The sequence below is a fragment of the Streptomyces rhizosphaerihabitans genome (assembly GCF_025399795.1).
Lineage (GTDB): Bacteria > Actinomycetota > Actinomycetes > Streptomycetales > Streptomycetaceae > Streptomyces > Streptomyces rhizosphaerihabitans.
In genome coordinates, this window is record NZ_JAODTZ010000004.1 from 192465 (window position 1) to 208559 (window position 16095).

Annotated in this window: 13 protein-coding genes and 1 pseudogene; 5 read left to right on the forward strand and 9 right to left on the reverse strand. The window is 71.9% G+C overall.

The genetic code is table 11. The features are described 5' to 3' along the window. Positions 1 to 76 precede the first annotated feature (76 nt). Entirely contained in the window at positions 77 to 520 is a 444-nt protein-coding gene (locus N4G66_RS05860) for a DUF6314 family protein (protein WP_261702862.1), read from the forward strand. On the opposite strand, the gene N4G66_RS05865 is transcribed toward N4G66_RS05860, so the two are convergent. Together N4G66_RS05865 and N4G66_RS05870 are read right to left on the reverse strand one after the other, a co-directional pair. Continuing rightward, positions 502 to 1095, reverse strand: a complete 594-nt coding sequence (locus tag N4G66_RS05865) for a histidine phosphatase family protein (protein ID WP_261702863.1) — start codon at positions 1093 to 1095, stop codon at positions 502 to 504. The genes N4G66_RS05860 and N4G66_RS05865 overlap by 19 nt on opposite strands. 533 nt (positions 1096 to 1628) lie before the next feature. Beyond that, positions 1629 to 3065, reverse strand: a complete 1437-nt coding sequence (locus N4G66_RS05870) for an aminotransferase-like domain-containing protein (protein ID WP_261702864.1) — start codon at positions 3063 to 3065, stop codon at positions 1629 to 1631. Here N4G66_RS05870 and N4G66_RS05875 point away from each other — a divergent pair. Then, the gene (locus N4G66_RS05875; RefSeq protein ID WP_261702865.1) at positions 3064 to 4014 is read left to right on the forward strand and encodes a DMT family transporter; all 951 of its coding nucleotides are present in this window, start codon (positions 3064 to 3066) and stop codon (positions 4012 to 4014) included. The genes N4G66_RS05870 and N4G66_RS05875 overlap by 2 nt on opposite strands. Positions 4015 to 4106: 92 nt before the next feature. Then, positions 4107 to 4301 carry a DUF1918 domain-containing protein gene (locus N4G66_RS05880; protein WP_261702866.1) on the forward strand — a complete coding sequence of 65 codons (195 nt, stop codon included), beginning with the start codon at positions 4107 to 4109 and terminating at the stop codon, positions 4299 to 4301. Between the two features lie 62 nt (positions 4302 to 4363). Here the strand turns inward: N4G66_RS05880 and N4G66_RS05885 are convergent. After that, positions 4364 to 5584: pseudogene (locus N4G66_RS05885) on the reverse strand (glycoside hydrolase family 10 protein); the annotation flags it as partial. 128 nt (positions 5585 to 5712) lie between these two features. Here N4G66_RS05885 and N4G66_RS05890 point away from each other — a divergent pair. Together N4G66_RS05890 and N4G66_RS05895 are read left to right on the forward strand one after the other, a co-directional pair. Next, the gene (locus N4G66_RS05890; RefSeq protein WP_315903617.1) at positions 5713 to 6615 is read left to right on the forward strand and encodes a 3-hydroxybutyryl-CoA dehydrogenase; all 903 of its coding nucleotides are present in this window, start codon (positions 5713 to 5715) and stop codon (positions 6613 to 6615) included. Positions 6616 to 6818: 203 nt separating this feature from the next. Then, positions 6819 to 7076, forward strand: coding sequence for a hypothetical protein (locus N4G66_RS05895; RefSeq protein ID WP_261702869.1), 258 nt, complete (start codon positions 6819 to 6821; stop codon positions 7074 to 7076). 28 nt (positions 7077 to 7104) lie between these two features. Here N4G66_RS05895 and N4G66_RS05900 read toward each other — a convergent pair whose 3' ends face one another. From N4G66_RS05900 to N4G66_RS05925, 6 genes are all read right to left on the reverse strand, one after another. Next, complete coding sequence (locus N4G66_RS05900; protein WP_261702870.1) at positions 7105 to 7650, reverse strand: NUDIX domain-containing protein; 546 nt, start codon at positions 7648 to 7650, stop codon at positions 7105 to 7107. A gap of 166 nt (positions 7651 to 7816) precedes the next feature. Then, positions 7817 to 9157, reverse strand: coding sequence for a transcriptional regulator (locus N4G66_RS05905; protein WP_261702871.1), 1341 nt, complete (start codon positions 9155 to 9157; stop codon positions 7817 to 7819). A 390-nt stretch (positions 9158 to 9547) separates the two neighbouring features. Next, on the reverse strand, positions 9548 to 10795 hold the full coding sequence (locus tag N4G66_RS05910; protein ID WP_391858760.1) for a PP2C family protein-serine/threonine phosphatase: 1248 nt from the start codon (positions 10793 to 10795) through the stop codon (positions 9548 to 9550). A 298-nt stretch (positions 10796 to 11093) separates the two neighbouring features. Beyond that, positions 11094 to 13598, reverse strand: a complete 2505-nt coding sequence (pheT, locus tag N4G66_RS05915) for a phenylalanine--tRNA ligase subunit beta (RefSeq protein ID WP_261702872.1) — start codon at positions 13596 to 13598, stop codon at positions 11094 to 11096. After that, positions 13598 to 14725, reverse strand: a complete 1128-nt coding sequence (pheS, locus tag N4G66_RS05920) for a phenylalanine--tRNA ligase subunit alpha (protein WP_261702873.1) — start codon at positions 14723 to 14725, stop codon at positions 13598 to 13600. The genes pheT and pheS overlap by 1 nt, the downstream gene beginning before the upstream one ends. Positions 14726 to 14907: 182 nt before the next feature. After that, positions 14908 to 16083 carry a sensor histidine kinase gene (locus N4G66_RS05925; RefSeq protein WP_261702874.1) on the reverse strand — a complete coding sequence of 392 codons (1176 nt, stop codon included), beginning with the start codon at positions 16081 to 16083 and terminating at the stop codon, positions 14908 to 14910. Between the last annotated feature and the right edge of the window lie 12 nt (positions 16084 to 16095).

Below are 16095 nucleotides of genomic sequence, written 5' to 3' on the forward strand. Positions count from 1 at the left end.
CGAACGGCAGGATAGGGAGGGGCTTGAGCGCGTCACCGGGTCGCGCGGCTCCGGACTGAACGGGGAGCGGGACGGTATGGGCGAGTTCTGGCCGGTGCGGGACGTACTGACGTACCTGACCGGGAGCTGGCGCGTGGAGCGCACCGTGCGGGACCTCGCGAGCGACGCGGAGGGACGCTTCACCGGCACGACGGTCTTCGCACCGCTGGAGGACGAGGGGCTGCTCCACCACGAGTCGGGCACCTTCGTGTGGCAGGGCGTCGCGCGGCCCGCCGAGCGGACCCTGCGGTTCCTGCCGGGACAGGACCCCGCGACCGCTCTCGTACTGTTCTCCGACGGCCGCCCGTTCCACGAGCTGGATCTGACGAGCGGGCGGTATGTCGCCGACCATCCCTGCGCGGCGGACCTCTACCGGGGCGAGTTCACCGTCCGGGACGAGCGGCACTGGCGGTCCGTCTGGCGGGTGCGGGGGCCCTCGAAGGATCTGGTGCTCAGCACCGGCTACACACGCCTGGACTGAGCGATCGCCCCGTCGAAGCGCAGATTCCAGCGACCCGCCCGGCCCGTCACGGTGATCGCCGACAGGGGGCGGACATCGATGTTCCAGTACGTCGACGGCGGCGCCTTCAGCGCGTAGACCAGCGCGGCCCGGACCACCGACGGCTCGGCCACGGCGACGATGCTGCCGCCGTCGTCGAACGGCCTGGTGTCGAGCCAGGCGCCGACGCGGGCGATGAAGGACAGCAGGCTCTCGCCGCCATGGGGCGTGGAGCGTGGGTCGGCCAGCCAGGAGTCCACGGCCTCGGGCTCGCGTGCCATGGCCTCGCCCAGGGTGAAGCCCCGCCAGCGGCCCATGTCGCAGTCGCGCAGGGCGAGCTGGACCAGGGGGGCGTAGCCGAGGACGTCACCGGTGGCCCGGCTGCGTGGCGTCGGCGCGCAGTAGCGCAGCTCGGCCGCCGCCAGCGGCAGCAGCCCGGCGGCGGCGCGCTGCACTTCCTCCCATCCCGCCTGGTCCAGCGGCCGGTCGTCCTCGAAGCGTTCCGCGAGCAGCGAGGAGCTGCGCGCGGCGGCGACGAACGTGACCCGAAGATGCATGCGCAGATCGTGGAGCGCGGGACTCCGCAGGTCAAGGGTGTTACGCAGAGTATCCGAATATTCACTGGATCATCAGCTTCCGGCCTGCGCTCCTGTTGTCCGGGCGCCCTGGATTCGGTCTTCGCGACGACGCGGCCCAAGACGAACGGGCCAGGTACGGCGAGCGCGGCCCGCGAAATCCCGCGTGTCCCGAGAGACGCGGGGCCGGATCTTCCGGTCGGGGCTTCGACTCCGCCTGAGGCGGGGCTCGACTCCGCCTGGGGCTCGGCTCCATCGGGCGCAGAGTCCGACTCCACCCCGCAGGGCTCGGTTCCGCCGGGGTCGAGGCTCGGCTCCACCCCACAGGGCTCGGCTCGACCGGGCGCGGAGTTCGGCTCCACCCCGCAGGGCTCGGTTCCGCCGGGTCGAGGTTCGGCTCCATCCCGGCAGGGCTCGGTTCCGCCCCGCAGGGCTCGGTTCCGCCGGGCGCGGAGTTCGACTCCGCCCGGCGCGGAGTTCGGCCGCTCCGGGCGCGGAGTTCGGCTCCTCCCGGCTCAGGCCCGCACCTCGTCGTACGCCGCCGCCAGTCTCCGTACACCCTCCGTGATCTCCTCGGTCCCCGCCACCGCCGCGAAGCTCAACCGGATCTGGGCGGCCGGCGGTTCGGCGCTGTAGTAGGGGCGGCCGGGGGTCACGGCCACGCCCGCGCGCAGGGCGGCGGCGACGAGCGCGGACTCGTCGGTGCCGTCGGGCAGCCGGGCCCACAGGTGGTAGCCGCCGAACGGGACGTGGGGCAGGGCCAGTTCGGGGAGCCGTAGCCGCAGTGCGGCGGTCATGGTGTCGCGTCGGGCCTTCAACTCGGCCGAAACGGCGCGCAGATGACGCGGCCAGGCAGGCGAGCCGACGAGTTCGAGCGCGGCCTCCTGGAGCGGGCGCGGTACGAAGAAGGTGTCGACGACCTGGATGGCGCGCAGTCGTTCGAGCACCGGGCCGCGCGCGGCCAGTGCGCTCACCCGGAAGCTCGGCGAGGTCGCCTTGGTCAGCGAACCGACGTGCACCACGACTCCGTCCGGGTCCTCGGCGGCCAGCGGACGCGGTAGCGGGCCCGCGTCCTCGTGCACCAGGCGGCGTACGAAGTCGTCCTCGACGACGAAGGCTCCGGCGTCCCGCGCGATGCGCAGCACCTCGCCCCGCCGCTCGGGCGCGAGCACGGCACCGGTCGGATTCTGGAAGAGCGGCTGACAGACGAAGACCCGGGCACCGGTCGCCCTGAAGGCGTCGGCGAGAAGCTCGGGCTTCACCCCGTCGGGATCCACCGGGACAGGAACGGGGCGAAGGCCGGCGGCACGGGCGATGGCCAGCATGCCCGGATACGTGGGTGACTCGACCAGGACCGGGGCGCCGGGCGGCGCGAGCGCGCGCAGCGCGGTCGTCAGGGCGGACTGGCCGCCCGCCGCGACCAGTACCTCGGCGGCGCCGATCGCCCCGCCGATCCCGCGCGCGAACCACTCGCGCAGTTCCGGCAGACCTTCCATGGGTGGCCGGGACCAGGCGCCGGGGCGGCGGCCCGCCCGGGAGAGGGCCGTGCCCATCGCCCGTTCCGGCTGGAGCGAGGGGTGCAGATAGCCGCCGTTGAACTCGACGACACCGGGCGGTGGCGCGGCGAGCGAGGCGAGAACGCCGGAAGCGTCCACCGTGCGGGGGACCACCTCCGTCGCGGCGTCCGCGCTGAGCGCGACCTCCTGCCAGGACGTGTCGCCGGTGGACGTGATGGCGGGCCGGGGCCGCGCCCGGAAGGCGCCGGCACCGGGCCGGGTGACCACGAGCCCCTCCGCGGCCAGCTGCGCCAGCGCCCGCGACACGGTCACCGGACTCACATGGAACCGTTCGACGAGTGCTCGGCTCGACGGCAGCTTTCCGCCTGGAGAGTAGCGGTTGAGCTCCTGTCGTAGCTGATTTGCCAGATCTCCCACACTGCTACGCTCTTGCATGAGAACAGAGAGTAGCGCTATCGATAGGACCGGGATAGCGGTCAGCACCGAACCCGCGGCCGGCCTTCCACCCCGGAGCCCCGCGCCGAGCGACCGCCGCTCGGGCACCCTCCAGGCGGCCCTCGGCGTCACCGCTTTCTCCCTCACCTTTCCCGCCACCGCCTGGGGCCTGGAGGGCTTCGGCCCCTGGTCGCTGGTGGCCGTGCGCTGCGTCCTCGCGGCGGTCGTCGCGGGCGGCTGCCTCCTCGCCCTGCGCGTCCCCCGGCCGGACCGGCGGCACCTGGCGGGCCTCGCCGTCGTCGCCGCCGGCGTCGTGCTCGGCTTCCCTCTGCTGACGACACTCGCCCTGCGGACATCGACCACCGCCCATGCCGCCGTCGTCGTCGGGCTGCTGCCGCTCACGACCGCGGTGTTCTCGTCACTGCGCACCGGCGCACGGCCGTCGCGGATGTTCTGGCTGGCGGCCTGCGCGGGTGCGGCCGCCGTGATCGCGTTCACGGTGCAGCAGAGCGGTGGCGCAGTGACCGGTGCGGACGCCTATTTGTTCGGGGCTCTGCTGATCTGCGCGGCGGGCTACACCGAGGGCGGCCGGCTCGCCCGGCTGATGCCGGGCTGGCAGGTCATCGGCTGGGCCCTGGTCCTGTGTCTGCCGCTCAGCGTGCCCGGCGCGCTGGTGGCGCTGTCGTACGAGCCGGTGCGGCTGACGGCGCACAGTGTGACCGGGCTGCTGTGGGTCGCGGCCGGTTCGCAGTTCCTCGGCCTGGTCGTCTGGTACCGGGGGATGGCGTCGATCGGGATTCCGAAGGCCAGCCAGTTGCAGCTGGCCCAGCCGCTGCTCACACTGGTGTGGTCGGTACTGCTCCTGGGCGAGCGGCTCACACCGGCGGCACCCCTGACGGCGGCCGCCGTCCTCGTCTGCATCGCTCTCACCCAACGGGCGCGGAGCTGACCCGCACGCACGGGCCGGGCCAACCCGCGCCCCCGGCCGTAGACTTGAGGCCACGAACCGATACTCCCGTACAGGACGAGGAGACCGTTCAGATGCACGCAACCAAAGGCGACCAGCTGGTGCAGCACGGCAGGACCGTCGGCCAGCACGACAAGGTCGCGGAGATCACCGAGGTCATGGGAGCGGAAGGCGCTCCCCCCTACCGCGTGCGGTTCGAGGACGGTCACGAGGCCGTGTGCTCGCCGGGCCCGGACTCCGAGATCCGCCACCAGGACATGCCGCAGTAGGACGAGCGGGACGTACGCCGGGAGGCCGGCGGGCGCTCGGCGCGGGGCTTCGCCGGCTGCCGGTAGTGGTCGGCGACGACCCGTGCCATGGCGCCGATGCGGTCGGCGCCCGCCTCCTTGGCGGCGAAGAAGACGTGGCCCTTCACCTCCGGATGCTTCGTGGCCAGCGTGAGATGCCGGGAGAGTTCGGCCGGATCCTGCCAGGCCGCGGGTTGTGCCGGATCGCCCGCCTTGTAGAGCGCCTCACCCGCGTACAGCTGCACGCCCGTCCCCCGGGCGACCCGCGCCCACCAGGGCAGCAGCTTCGCGTAGTCGGCGGCGGCGAAGCCGATGTGCCAGTAGAGCTGGGGGCAGATGTAGTCGATCCAGCGCTCCCTGACCCACTTCCTGGTGTCGGCGTACAGATCGTCGTACGTCTCGATACCGGCCCGGGTCTGCGAGCCGAGCGGGTCGGTCGACGCGTTGCGCCAGACCCCGAAGGGGCTGATCCCGAAGCGGACCCCGGGCCGGACCTTCTTGATGCCCGCCGCCATCTCCAGCACCAGCCGGTCGATGTTGTCGCGCCGCCAGGCCGCTCTGTCCGGGAAGCCCGCGCCGTGTTCGGCGTACGCCGCGCCGTCGTCGAAGTCCTCACCGGCCACCGGGTACGGATAGAAGTAGTCGTCCCAGTGCACACCGTCGACCGGGTACCGGCGCACCGCGTCGAGCATCGCGGTCCGGACGAACGTCCGGACCGGGGGCAGCCCGGGGTTGTAGTAGAGCTTCCCGCCGTACCGCACGATCCAGTCCGGGTGGACACGGGCGGGGTGCGAGGGGGCGAGCCTGCCGGGGTCCGGCTGCCCCGAGACGCGGTACGGGTTGAACCAGGCGTGCAGTTCCAGGCCACGCGCGTGCGCCTCCCGCACCGCGGTGCCCAGCGGGTCCCAGCCGGGGTCCTCGCCCTGGACGCCGGTCAGGTACTGGGACCACGGCTCGTACGGCGAGGGCCAGAGCGCGTCGGCGGCGGGACGGACCTGGAAGATCACGGTGTTGAGGCGCAGGCGCACCGCCGTGTCGAGACGGTCGAGCAGTTCGGCACGCTGGCGCGCGGGGCTCAGACCGGTGCGGGAGGGCCAGTCGCGGTGCGAGGTGGTCGCGATCCACATGCCCCGTACGGCTCGCGGGGCCGCCGACCGGCGCGCCGGGGCCGGGCCCTGGGCGGCCGCCGCGTCCCCCGCCGTACCGAACCCCGACAGCGTCGCGAGCGCGGCCGCCGCGAACGCCCGGCGTGGCAGTCGCCCCATATCCGCACCCCTACGCTGTGGATCCGATCGGTCACGGACCGTACCGTCACCCAGCATGCACCACCCCGACGATCGATCATCGATACTTGGGGGTAACGTGCACGTTCGGAGCAGGGACCGAACAACGGATGACCTGCCGGGCCGTACGGATCAGCGAAGGGGACGATGTGACCGACATCGAACGCGTCGGAGTGGTGGGCTGCGGCCAGATGGGAGCCGGCATCGCCGAGGTGTGCGCCCGCGCCGGCCTGGACGTCAAGGTCGCCGAGACCACCGGCGAAGCCCTGGAGATCGGCCGGACCCGGCTCTTCACTTCGCTCTCCAAGGCGGCCGAGCGCGGAAAGATCTCCGCGGACGAGCTCAAGGCCACTCAGGACCGGCTGAGTTTCACCACGGACCTCGGCGAGTTCGCCGACCGCGACCTGGTGATCGAGGCCGTCGTCGAGAACGAGCAGGTGAAGACCGAGATCTTCCAGGTGCTCGACCAGGTGATGACCAGGCCGGACGCGATCCTCGCCTCCAACACCTCCTCGATCCCGCTGGTGAGGCTGGCCGTCGCGACCTCGCGTCCCGACCAGGTCATCGGCATCCACTTCTTCAACCCGGCCCCGGTGCAGCAGCTCGTGGAGCTGATCCCGGCGCTGACCACCTCCGAGGGCACCATCGGCCGCGCCCAGCTGTTCGCCGAGAAGGCGCTCGGCAAGCACGCGATCCGCGCCCAGGACCGCTCGGGCTTCGTCGTCAACGCGCTGCTGATCCCCTATCTCCTGTCCGCGATCCGGATGTTCGAGTCGGGTATCGCGAGCCGCGAGGACATCGACAACGGCATGGAGATGGGCTGCGCCCACCCGATGGGTCCGCTCAAGCTGTCCGACCTGATCGGTCTCGACACGGTGGCCTCGGTCGCGTACTCGATGTACGAGGAGTACAAGGAGCCGCTGTACGCCGCTCCCCCGCTGCTCCAGCGCATGGTGGACGCGGGACGCCTCGGCCGGAAGTCCGGCTCGGGGTTCTACACCTACGGCCAGTGATAGCGGAACGCTGACTCCGTTCAGCCAAGTTCGGGCGGGCGCGGGCCCGGCACCCTTTCCGGTGCCGGGCCCGCGCCGTTCACACGCCGTGTGCGCGCCGGGCCCGCATATGCCCGGCGCACACGCTCCCCACACGCCCACCAGGCGAGTTGACTTTCCGTGTACGGACAAGGGATGTGCCGACTACGGAAAGGAGCGGACTCGTGACCGCCGACCCCGAGCATCCCGTGGCACCGAAGGAACTCGCGGAGTTACGCCGGTCTCTCGAAGTGGGGTTCACCCGCATCGAGGGAGGACTGGCACTGCTCACTCAGCGCGACGACCAGACGGCCAAGGATCTCGATGACCTCAGCACACGGATCGTCGCGCTCGAACACACCCGCTGGCCACTGCCCACCGTCGCCGTCGTCGCGGCCGTGGGCGCACTGGCCGTCGCGGTCTGGCAGGCTCTGGGCCGCTAGGTCCCAGGGAGCTGCGAGGGGGGACCGATCAGGGCAACACGTCCTGCCCGAGCCTGAGATGGTGCAGGAGGAGCAACGCGGCCGCCATGTTGGCGGCCGGGACCTCGCCGCGGGCGACCATGTCGGGAACGAGCTTCAGGGGAACCCATTCCCGGCGGTCCGACTCGAAGTCGTCCACAGGGTGTCCGATGTACGCACCCTCGTCGGCCCAGTAGATGTGATGCCGGGCATCGGTGAGCCCGCTGGAGGGCTCGACGCTCATCAGATGCCGCAAGGGTCCCGGCCGCCACCCGGTCTCCTCCTCCAGTTCGCGGGCCGCCGCCGCGGCGACGTCCTCGCCGTCCTCCACGACACCCGCCGCGAGCTCCCATCCCCAGCTGTCCGTGATGAAGCGGTGCCGCCACAGGAGCAGCACCTCGTTGGCTTCGTTCACCACCGTGGCCACGGCGACGGGCCTCAGCCGGATCAGGAAATGATCGAGATGCCGCCCGTCCGGCAGCTCCACATCTGCGAGATTGACGCTGAACCAGCGGTTTTCATACACAGTTTGTTCGTTCTGTTTCGTCCACTGCACGGTTCTGCCACCTTCCGCCGAGTAGATGGCAATATCGCAGCAGCGGCGTCCTGACAGCAGGGCTCACAGGGGGCAGGACGCAGCGCGCGGCGGCGGTGAACACGGTCCGGCGGAACGGTGGCCGGCATTCCGGTGAAGTTCGTGAAGCGGCTTTCCGGGGTTCTCTCTACAGCGGTACGCGCAGTGCGCCGTCGATGAGTTCGGCGGCCTCGGTCGTGCCCGCACAACCGCTGCGCACCAGATGCTCGCGTACCGCGCGAAGTCTGTCGCGCAGCCGCTGGGACTCCATCCCCCGTGCCTGCTCCGCCATTTGGACGGCCGTCGCCACCGCCTTGTCGGCATTGCCCTGGCGCAGTTCGATCTGGCTGAGCATGGCCAGCCGGTGCACGCGCCCCCGGTCGTGCGCCGGAGTGTCGACGGCTGCCACGGCGTGCTCCGCGGCGGCCACCAGATCGCCGAGGCTGAGCAGTGCCTCCGCCACCTGTACGTTGACCAGTCCCGGCTGGACATAGCCGGTCTCGTCCGGCTCGTAACCGCGCCGGATGCGCTCGGCGGCCTGCTCGGCACGCCGTATGCAGGACAGCGCGCTGCTGCCGTCGCCGAGGTGTGCGTACGCCTTGGCCTGCATCGCGTACAGGTCCGAGGCGAGCGCCGGGGTGATGTGGCGTCCCGCGGCGCGCAGCGCGGCCTCGGCGAAGGCGACCGCCTGCCGGTACTCGCGCATGAACAGCGACTGGTTGACGAGCAGGGCTATGACGTACGCGCCAAGTCCCCTGTCCCCGCTGGCCTTCGCCAGGCGCAGCGCCTGGTGGAAGTAGCGCTGGGCGAGTCCGTGCGCGTCGGAGTCGTAGGCGCAGATGCCCGCGATGGCCACCAACCCGCCGGTCGCGCGGTGGAGTTGGCGGCCGGTGGCGTCGGTGTAGCTGCCTCGCAGCAGCGGGGCGGTCTCGGAGTTGAGGAAGCCTACGATCCGGGTGCGGGTCGCGATGCCCCCGGCCTTGCGGTACATCTGCTCGTAGTGGGCCCGTGCCGCGCGCAGCATCTCGATGTCGGCCATGCTGACGCGATGGCGGCCGCCGCGTGAGACGTCCACGTCCTCGGGCGGGTTCTCCCACTCCCACACGGGCATCACCGCGGGGGTGCCGGTGACGGCCGGGGCGCCGAGGATGTGCGGGCGCTGCTGTTCGTCGGAGCGCCACAGGGCGGTGGCGCGTTCGACGAAACCGGAGAGCGTGCCGGCGTGCGGGGTGGAGGGTTCGCCGGGAACCCCGAGGCCGATGTCGTCGAGCGTGACGGGCCGGTGCAGTCGTCCCGCGAGCACCTCGCAGATCAGGTCGGGCACCTGGCCGCGCGGCCGCTGGCCCTTCAACCACCGTGCCACGGCGGTGTGTTCGTAGCGCAGCGCGAGACCGCGCGCCCGCCCCGCCTGGTTGACGTGGGCGGCGAGTCCCGCGTGCGAGATGCCTGCCTCGTCGAGGATCGCGTCGAGCAGAGTATTGGGCTGCATGGGAGGCCCCCCGAGTAGCTCGTTGCCGACGGCGCCGGTCGTGCCCGACCGCGCCCGACCGCACCAGAGAGAGTAGTGCGTCCCCTTTCACACGGGGTGTGATGGGAATGCCCGTATCCGCGCTGTACGCGCGCTGTCGCGGAGAGTTTCGTACCGGTTGACTGAAATGCCTCGCAAGAGGCCGGCCGGGCCGCCGGCTCCCCCTCGTACAGTGCGGCGGCCCGCTCCGCGCCGTCCGCCCGGCCGCCTGCCCGACACTCCGTGGCCGGGCGGACGGCAGAGCCGGCCCGGCCGGGGCGACCGCGGGACCCCGGTCGTCCGGGTGCGGGTCCCGTGGCCGGTCACTCTTCGGACACGCGGAGCCGCATGCCACCGCTCCCAGGACCTTTCCTAGCGAGGTACGTGATGGGACACGCGGCCCTGTTTCAGGGCGACGGGCCGACGGTCGTTGTGCAGCACCAGCAGGGCCACGTCGTCGGCGGGCCGGCCGCCGGTGTGGCGCAGCAGACCGGTGAAGACCGCGCGCAGCACGGCCTGCGGTACGACGGGCCCGTCACGGACGGCCGCCGCGAGCGCCGGGAGCAGCGGAAAGAACCGTCCCCGGGTGTCCCGCGCGTCCTCGACGCCGTCCGTGTGCAGGAACAGACCCTCACCGGGCCGGAGTCGGCCGCAGGGCTCGGCGGGGAGACCGGCAGGGAGCGGGAACGGCCCGAGCGGGGGCAGCGGTTCGGCACGGACGAGGGGCCGGACACAGCCCCTGCCGAGCAGATACGGCCAGGGATGGCCGCAGTTGAGGGCGTGCACCTCGCCGTCGCCGCGGATCTCCAGCAGCAGAACGGTCACGAACTCCTCGGCGGCCGGACTGTCGGGGTCGAGTCCGGCCGAGAGATGTTCGGCCCGGTCCCGCTCGCGCAGATGCCGGGCCAGTGCCCGCTCGAGTCTTCTGAGGACGCCGCCGAGTTCGGGTTCGTCGTGCGCCGCCTCGCGGAAGCTGCCGAGGACGGCGGCGACGGTCCCGATGGCGCCGAGTCCGTGCCCGCGGACGTCCCCCATCACGACCCGCACGCCGTGTTCGGTGGCGATCGCCTCGTACAGATCGCCGCCGATGAGCGCGCCGTGGTCCGCGGAGAGCTGGACCGCGGCGATGTTCAGCCCGTCGATGCGCGGCGGCAGCGGGCGCAGCAGGACGTTCTGCGCGGCCCCCGCGACCTTGCGGATCTGCCGGAGCTCGCGCAGCAGCGCTCTTCTGACGTGGAGTATCAGACCGGCGCCGACCGCGAAGAAGACGGCGCTGGTGACGCTGCGGGCACCGAGCCCGTTCTCCTGCGCGAGCGGACATGCCATCTTGTACGAGATCGCCAGCGCGCCCCATACCGCGGGCAGCCCCACGTTCACCGCCCGGCGCAGCGGCGCCCGGTCGGCGGTACGGCGGGCCCGGTGGCCGAGGCCGCCGCGCGTGCCGCCGCCGCACTCCTCACGGGTGAACCCGATACGGGGTCTGCGGCCGCGCACCGCGCGGGCGAATCCGGCCCTGAGCCGGTCACGCCGGCGCCGCGGCCCGAGGACCGCCCTGGCCTGGTTCCGCGAATGCGTCCGGAGCGTCGCCCTGCGGGGAGCCCCAGCCTTGATACGGATCATGCCGATTGGCCCCCCAATAGGCACTGACAGCGCAGACGGCCTCGGAGAGACCGGTCCGATTCTGTCGAGCGCCCGACCCTGCCGGGCCGACCTCCCGGACATGTCACCCGAATGAGTGAGGTGTCTTCGGACACCCGCATTTATGCAGGCGGGAGCCGGGGGAAGCCCCTGGGCAGAGGCCGGGGAACCCCTGGAAACGGGAACTCCTGGAAACGGGAGCGGGGAACCGCGCGCCCGGCCACGAACGATCCGCGGCCACCGAACGGCGCACAGTTCCCCGGCACAACCGGTGGAGCTTCTAGGCTCCGCGCAGCACCGCTCCCGTACGCTCCGCGGCCAGCGCCACCGCCGCGTCACGGGCCGCGGAGGCCTCGTCGACGGTCAGCGTGCGGTCGGCGGCACGGAACCGCAGCGCGTAGGCGAGGGACTTCTTGTCCTCGCCGAGCTGCTCGCTCTCGTACTCGTCGAACAGCCGGATGGACTCCAGGAGTTCACCCGCGCCCTCGTGCAGCGCCGCCTCGACGTCCGTGTGCGGGACGCTCTTGTCGACGACAAGGGCGACATCCTGCGTGGCGACCGGGAAGGTCGAGATCTTCGGGCCCTTGGGGTGGCCCGAGCTCGCCCGCTCCAGCGCGTCCAGGTCCAGCTCCATCGCGCAGGTGCGCGCGGGCAGGCCCAGCGTCTTCACGACACCGGGGTGCAGCTCACCGGCGTACCCGATGACCTGCTCCGCGCCGTCCACGACGACCGAGAGCTCGGCGCAGCGGCCCGGGTGCCACGGCCCGTACTGGCCGGAGCGGACGAGGAGTTCGGTCCCCGACTCGCGGGCCAGGGTGCGCGCGGCCTCGATCGCGTCGGCCCAGTCGGCCGGGCGGCCCTTGCCCCACCAGCCGGCCTGCTCGCGGGCGCCCGCGAGGACGACGGCGGCGTGCCGGGGCTGGGCGGGAAGCGCGGCCGTCAGGGACGCGATCTCCTCGTCGGTGGGACGGCGGTCGACGGGCAGCCGCCCGGCGACGCGCAGTTCCTCCCGCGGGTGGAAGACCAGGCCGGTCTCGAAGAGCGCCAGGTCGTGGCCGCCGCGTCCGTCGTTGCGGCGCAGGGCGTGCAGCAGGCCCGGCAGCAGCGTCGTACGGAGTGCGGGCTCCTCGTCGGAGAGCGGGTTGACCAGCCTGACGACCTTGCGCTTCGGGTCGTCGGCGGCGAGGCCGAACTGGTCGAATACGTGCTCGCCGATGAACGGGTAGTTCAGCGCCTCGACGTATCCCGCGCCGGCCAGCGCGCGGCCGATCCGGCGGTGCAGGCGTTGCCGGTCCGTGAGGCCGAGGCCCGCCGGGGGCTTGGGCAGCGTGGAGGGCAGGTTCTCGTAGCCCTCGAGACGGATGACCTCTTCCGCCAGATCGTTCGGGTCCGTCAGGTCCGGCCGCCAGGACGGCACGGTGACGATCAGCTCGTCCTGCCCGTAGACGTCGCAGCCGACCTGCTGGAGACGGCGGACGACGGTCTCACGGCCGTAGTCGACACCGGCCACCTTGTCCGGGTGGTTCGCCGGGATGGTGATGGTGTGCGGCGCGGACGGTGTGATCACCTCGGTGACCCCGGCGTCGGCGGTGCCGCCCGCGAGGAGCACGAGCAGGTCGACGGTCCGCTGGGCCGCGGCGGACGCGGCCTCGGGGTCGGCGCCGCGCTCGAAGCGCTTGGACGCCTCGGAGGCCAGCTTGTGACGGCGGGCCGTGCGCGCGATCGAGATCGCGTCGAAGTGCGCGGCCTCGATGACGACCTCGGTCGTGGTGCCCTCGGTGTCGTCGATCTCGGTGTGGGCGCCACCCATGACGCCCGCGAGGCCGATGGGGCCGCGGTCGTCGGTGATCACCAGGTCCCCGGCGTCCAGCGTGCGCTTGACGCCGTCGAGGGTGGTGAGCTTCTCGCCCTGCTCGGCCCGGCGGACGCCGATCGTGCCCTGGACCCGGCTGCGGTCGTAGGCGTGCAGGGGCTGGCCGAGCTCCAGCATCACGTAGTTGGTGATGTCGACGGCGAGCGAGACCGGGCGCATGCCGGCCTTCTGGAGCCGGCGCCGCAGCCAGATCGGGGACTGGGCGTCGGGGTCGAGGCCGGTCACCGTACGCGCGGTGAAGCGGTCGCAGCCCATCGGGTCGGAGATCTGCACCGGGTAGCCGAACGCGTTCGGGGCCGGTACGTCGAGCAGCGCGGGGTCGCGCAGCGGCAGGCCGTACGCGATGGCGGCCTCGCGGGCCACACCGCGCATCGACAGGGCGTAGCCGCGGTCGGGCGTGACGGCGATGTCGAGGACCTCGTCGACGAGCTGGAGCAGCTCGATCGCGTCGGTGCCGACCTCGACCTCGGGCGGCAGCACGATGATGCCGCCGGAGCCGTCGTCGCCCATGCCCAGCTCGTCGCCGGAGCAGATCATGCCGTGCGAGGTCTTGCCGTACGTCTTGCGCGCGGCGATCGCGAAGTTGCCGGGCAGGACGGCGCCGGGCAGCACCACGACGACCTTGTCGCCGACGGCGAAGTTGCGGGCGCCGCAGACGATCTCCTGGGGCTCACCGGTGCCGTTGGCGGTGCCGACGTCGACGGTGCAGAAGCGGATGGGCTTCTTGAACTCCGTCAGTTCCTCGATGGTGAGCACCTGGCCGACGACCAGGGGGCCCTTGAGGTCGGCGCCGAGCGGCTCGACGGTCTCGACCTCGAGGCCTGCCGGAATGAGCTTGGCCTGGACGTCGCGCCCGGTCTCCGTCGCCGGCAGGTCGACGTACTCCCGCAGCCAAGAAAGCGGGACCCGCATCAGATCTCCATCCCGAACGGCCGGGTGAACCGGACGTCACCCTCGACCATGTCTCGCATGTCTTCTACGTTGTGACGGAACATCAGCATCCGTTCGATGCCGAACCCGAAGGCGAATCCGCTGTACTTCTCCGGGTCGACGCCGCAGGCGACCAGCACCCGCGGGTTGACCATGCCGCAGCCGCCGAGCTCGATCCAGCCCTCGGAGGAGCAGGTCCGGCAGGGGCGGTCGGGGTTGCCGACGGACTCGCCCTTGCAGACGTAGCAGAGCATGTCCATCTCGGCGGACGGCTCGGTGAAGGGGAAGTAGTTCGGGCGCAGCCGGGTCTTCATGTCCGAGCCGAAGAGCGACTGGACCATGTGGTCCATGGTGCCCTTGAGGTCGGCCATGGTCAGGCCCTCGTCGACGGCCAGCAGCTCGATCTGGTGGAAGACCGGGGTGTGCGTGGCGTCGAGCTCGTCCGTGCGGTAGACGCGGCCGGGGCACACGACGTAGACGGGCGGCTCCCGGTCGAGCAGGGCGCGGGCCTGCACCGGCGAGGTGTGGGTGCGCAGCACGACACCGGACTCGTCGCCCTCTGTGCCCTTGGGGCCCTGGACGAAGAAGGTGTCCTGCATCTGCCGGGCCGGGTGGTCGGGCGTGAAGTTGAGGGCGTCGAAGTTGAACCACTCCGCCTCGACCTCGGGGCCCTCGGCGACCTCGTATCCCATGGACACGAAGACGTCCGCGACCCGCTCCATCATGGTGGTCAGCGGGTGCCGGGCGCCGGCCGGTACGCGGTCGTACGGCAGTGTGACGTCCACCGCCTCCTCGACCAGTACGCGGGCGTCGCGGTCGGCCTCCAGCTCGGTCTGGCGGGCTGCGAGGGCCTTGTTCACGGCGCCGCGGGCCTGACCGACGAGCTTGCCGGCCGCGGCCTTGGCCTGCGGGGGCAGTGCGCCGATCTCGCGGTTGGCGAGGGCCAGCGGAGAGGTGCCGCCGGTGTGGGCGACCTTGGCCTCCTGGAGCGCGTCGAGGTCACCGGCGGCCGCGAAGGCGGCGAGCGCCTCGTCCCGCATGCGCTCGATCTCTTCCGGTTTCAAGGCCTCGACCTCTACAGGGTCGTACGACTTATTAGGTGCCGACATCTCTTCCCGTGCTTCCGGTTGGCTGGCTGAGGGTCCCCGTCATCGACTCGGAGACGCATCGTCCGCAGATGAGTGGACGCAAAGGTGCCAAAGGCCGAGTCTAACGGGGGTGGGGGCCTGCCCAGGACTGGGCGTCCTCGCGGTGCTCCCGTGCGGATGAGCCCGTGGGGGCCGCTGCGGCGTTACAGAAGATACGCCGGGGTGCCCACGGGCAACGTAAATCGGAACTCCGCTCCCCCGCCGGGGGCGCGGCCGACCGTGATGGTGCCGCCGTGGGCTTCGACGATGCCCTTGACGATGTAGAGCCCGAGGCCGGTGCCGCCGCGCTTGCTGCCCCGCCAGAAGCGGGTGAAGACGCGGTTCATGGACTCCTCCGGGATTCCGGTGCCCTCGTCGCTCACGGTGACCGACGTGACGGCGTTCGCCGTGCCCTCCTCGTCCGGCCGCTCGCGCGCGGAGGTGGAGGGTGCCACGTCAATGGTGACGGTTCCCTCGCCGTGGCGCACCGCATTTTCGATCAGGTTGCTGAGCACCTGGTCGACTTTGTCGGGGTCGGCCCAGAGGCCGGGCAGGGGCTGTTCGATGCGGAGCAGGAAGCGGTCGGCGGGCTGGCCGGAGGCGACGTACGCCTGGATGTGCCGGCCGACGGCGGCGCCGATGTCGACGGGCTGGCGGCGCAGTTCGAGGCGCCCGGAGTCGATGCGGGAGATGTCGAGGAGCTCGGCGATGAGCCGCGTGACACGGTTCGCGTCGGCGTCGACGGTCTCCAGCATCAGTTTCTTCTGGTCGTCGGTGAAGCGTTCCCACTTCGCGAGCAGGGTCGCGGTGAAGCCCTTGACGGAGGTCAGCGGCGAGCGCAGTTCGTGGGCGACCGTGGCGATCAGCTCGGCGTGGCTGCGCTCGGTGCGGCGGCGGGCCTCGGTGTCGCGCAGGCAGACGACGACCCGGCGGACCGGTCCGGTGGGCCGGGTCCGCACATAGCGCGCGGAGACGAGGACTTCACGGCCGCCGGGCAGCAGCAGGTTCCGCTCGGGCTGGCTGTTGCGGATGGCGAGTCCGCCGTAGGGGTCGGTCAGCTGCCACCAGCGGCGGCCTTCCAGGTCCTCCAGGGGGAGCGCCGATTCGAGCCGGCGGCCGAGGGCCTCGGCGGCCGGGACCGCCGTGATCCGGGCGGCGGCGGCGTTGAAGCAGATGACCCGGCCGTGTTCGTCGGCGACGACGATCCCGTCGGGCAGGTCGTCGGGGTCTATCCCAAGACCGGGACCGGCTCCGGTGGTGTCATCGTGCCGGGACGCGGATGTGCCGCGCGCGTCCCGTGCTCGCAGCGCGCTCTGGGCACCGCCCGTGCCGACACTCATCCCCGTACCCCA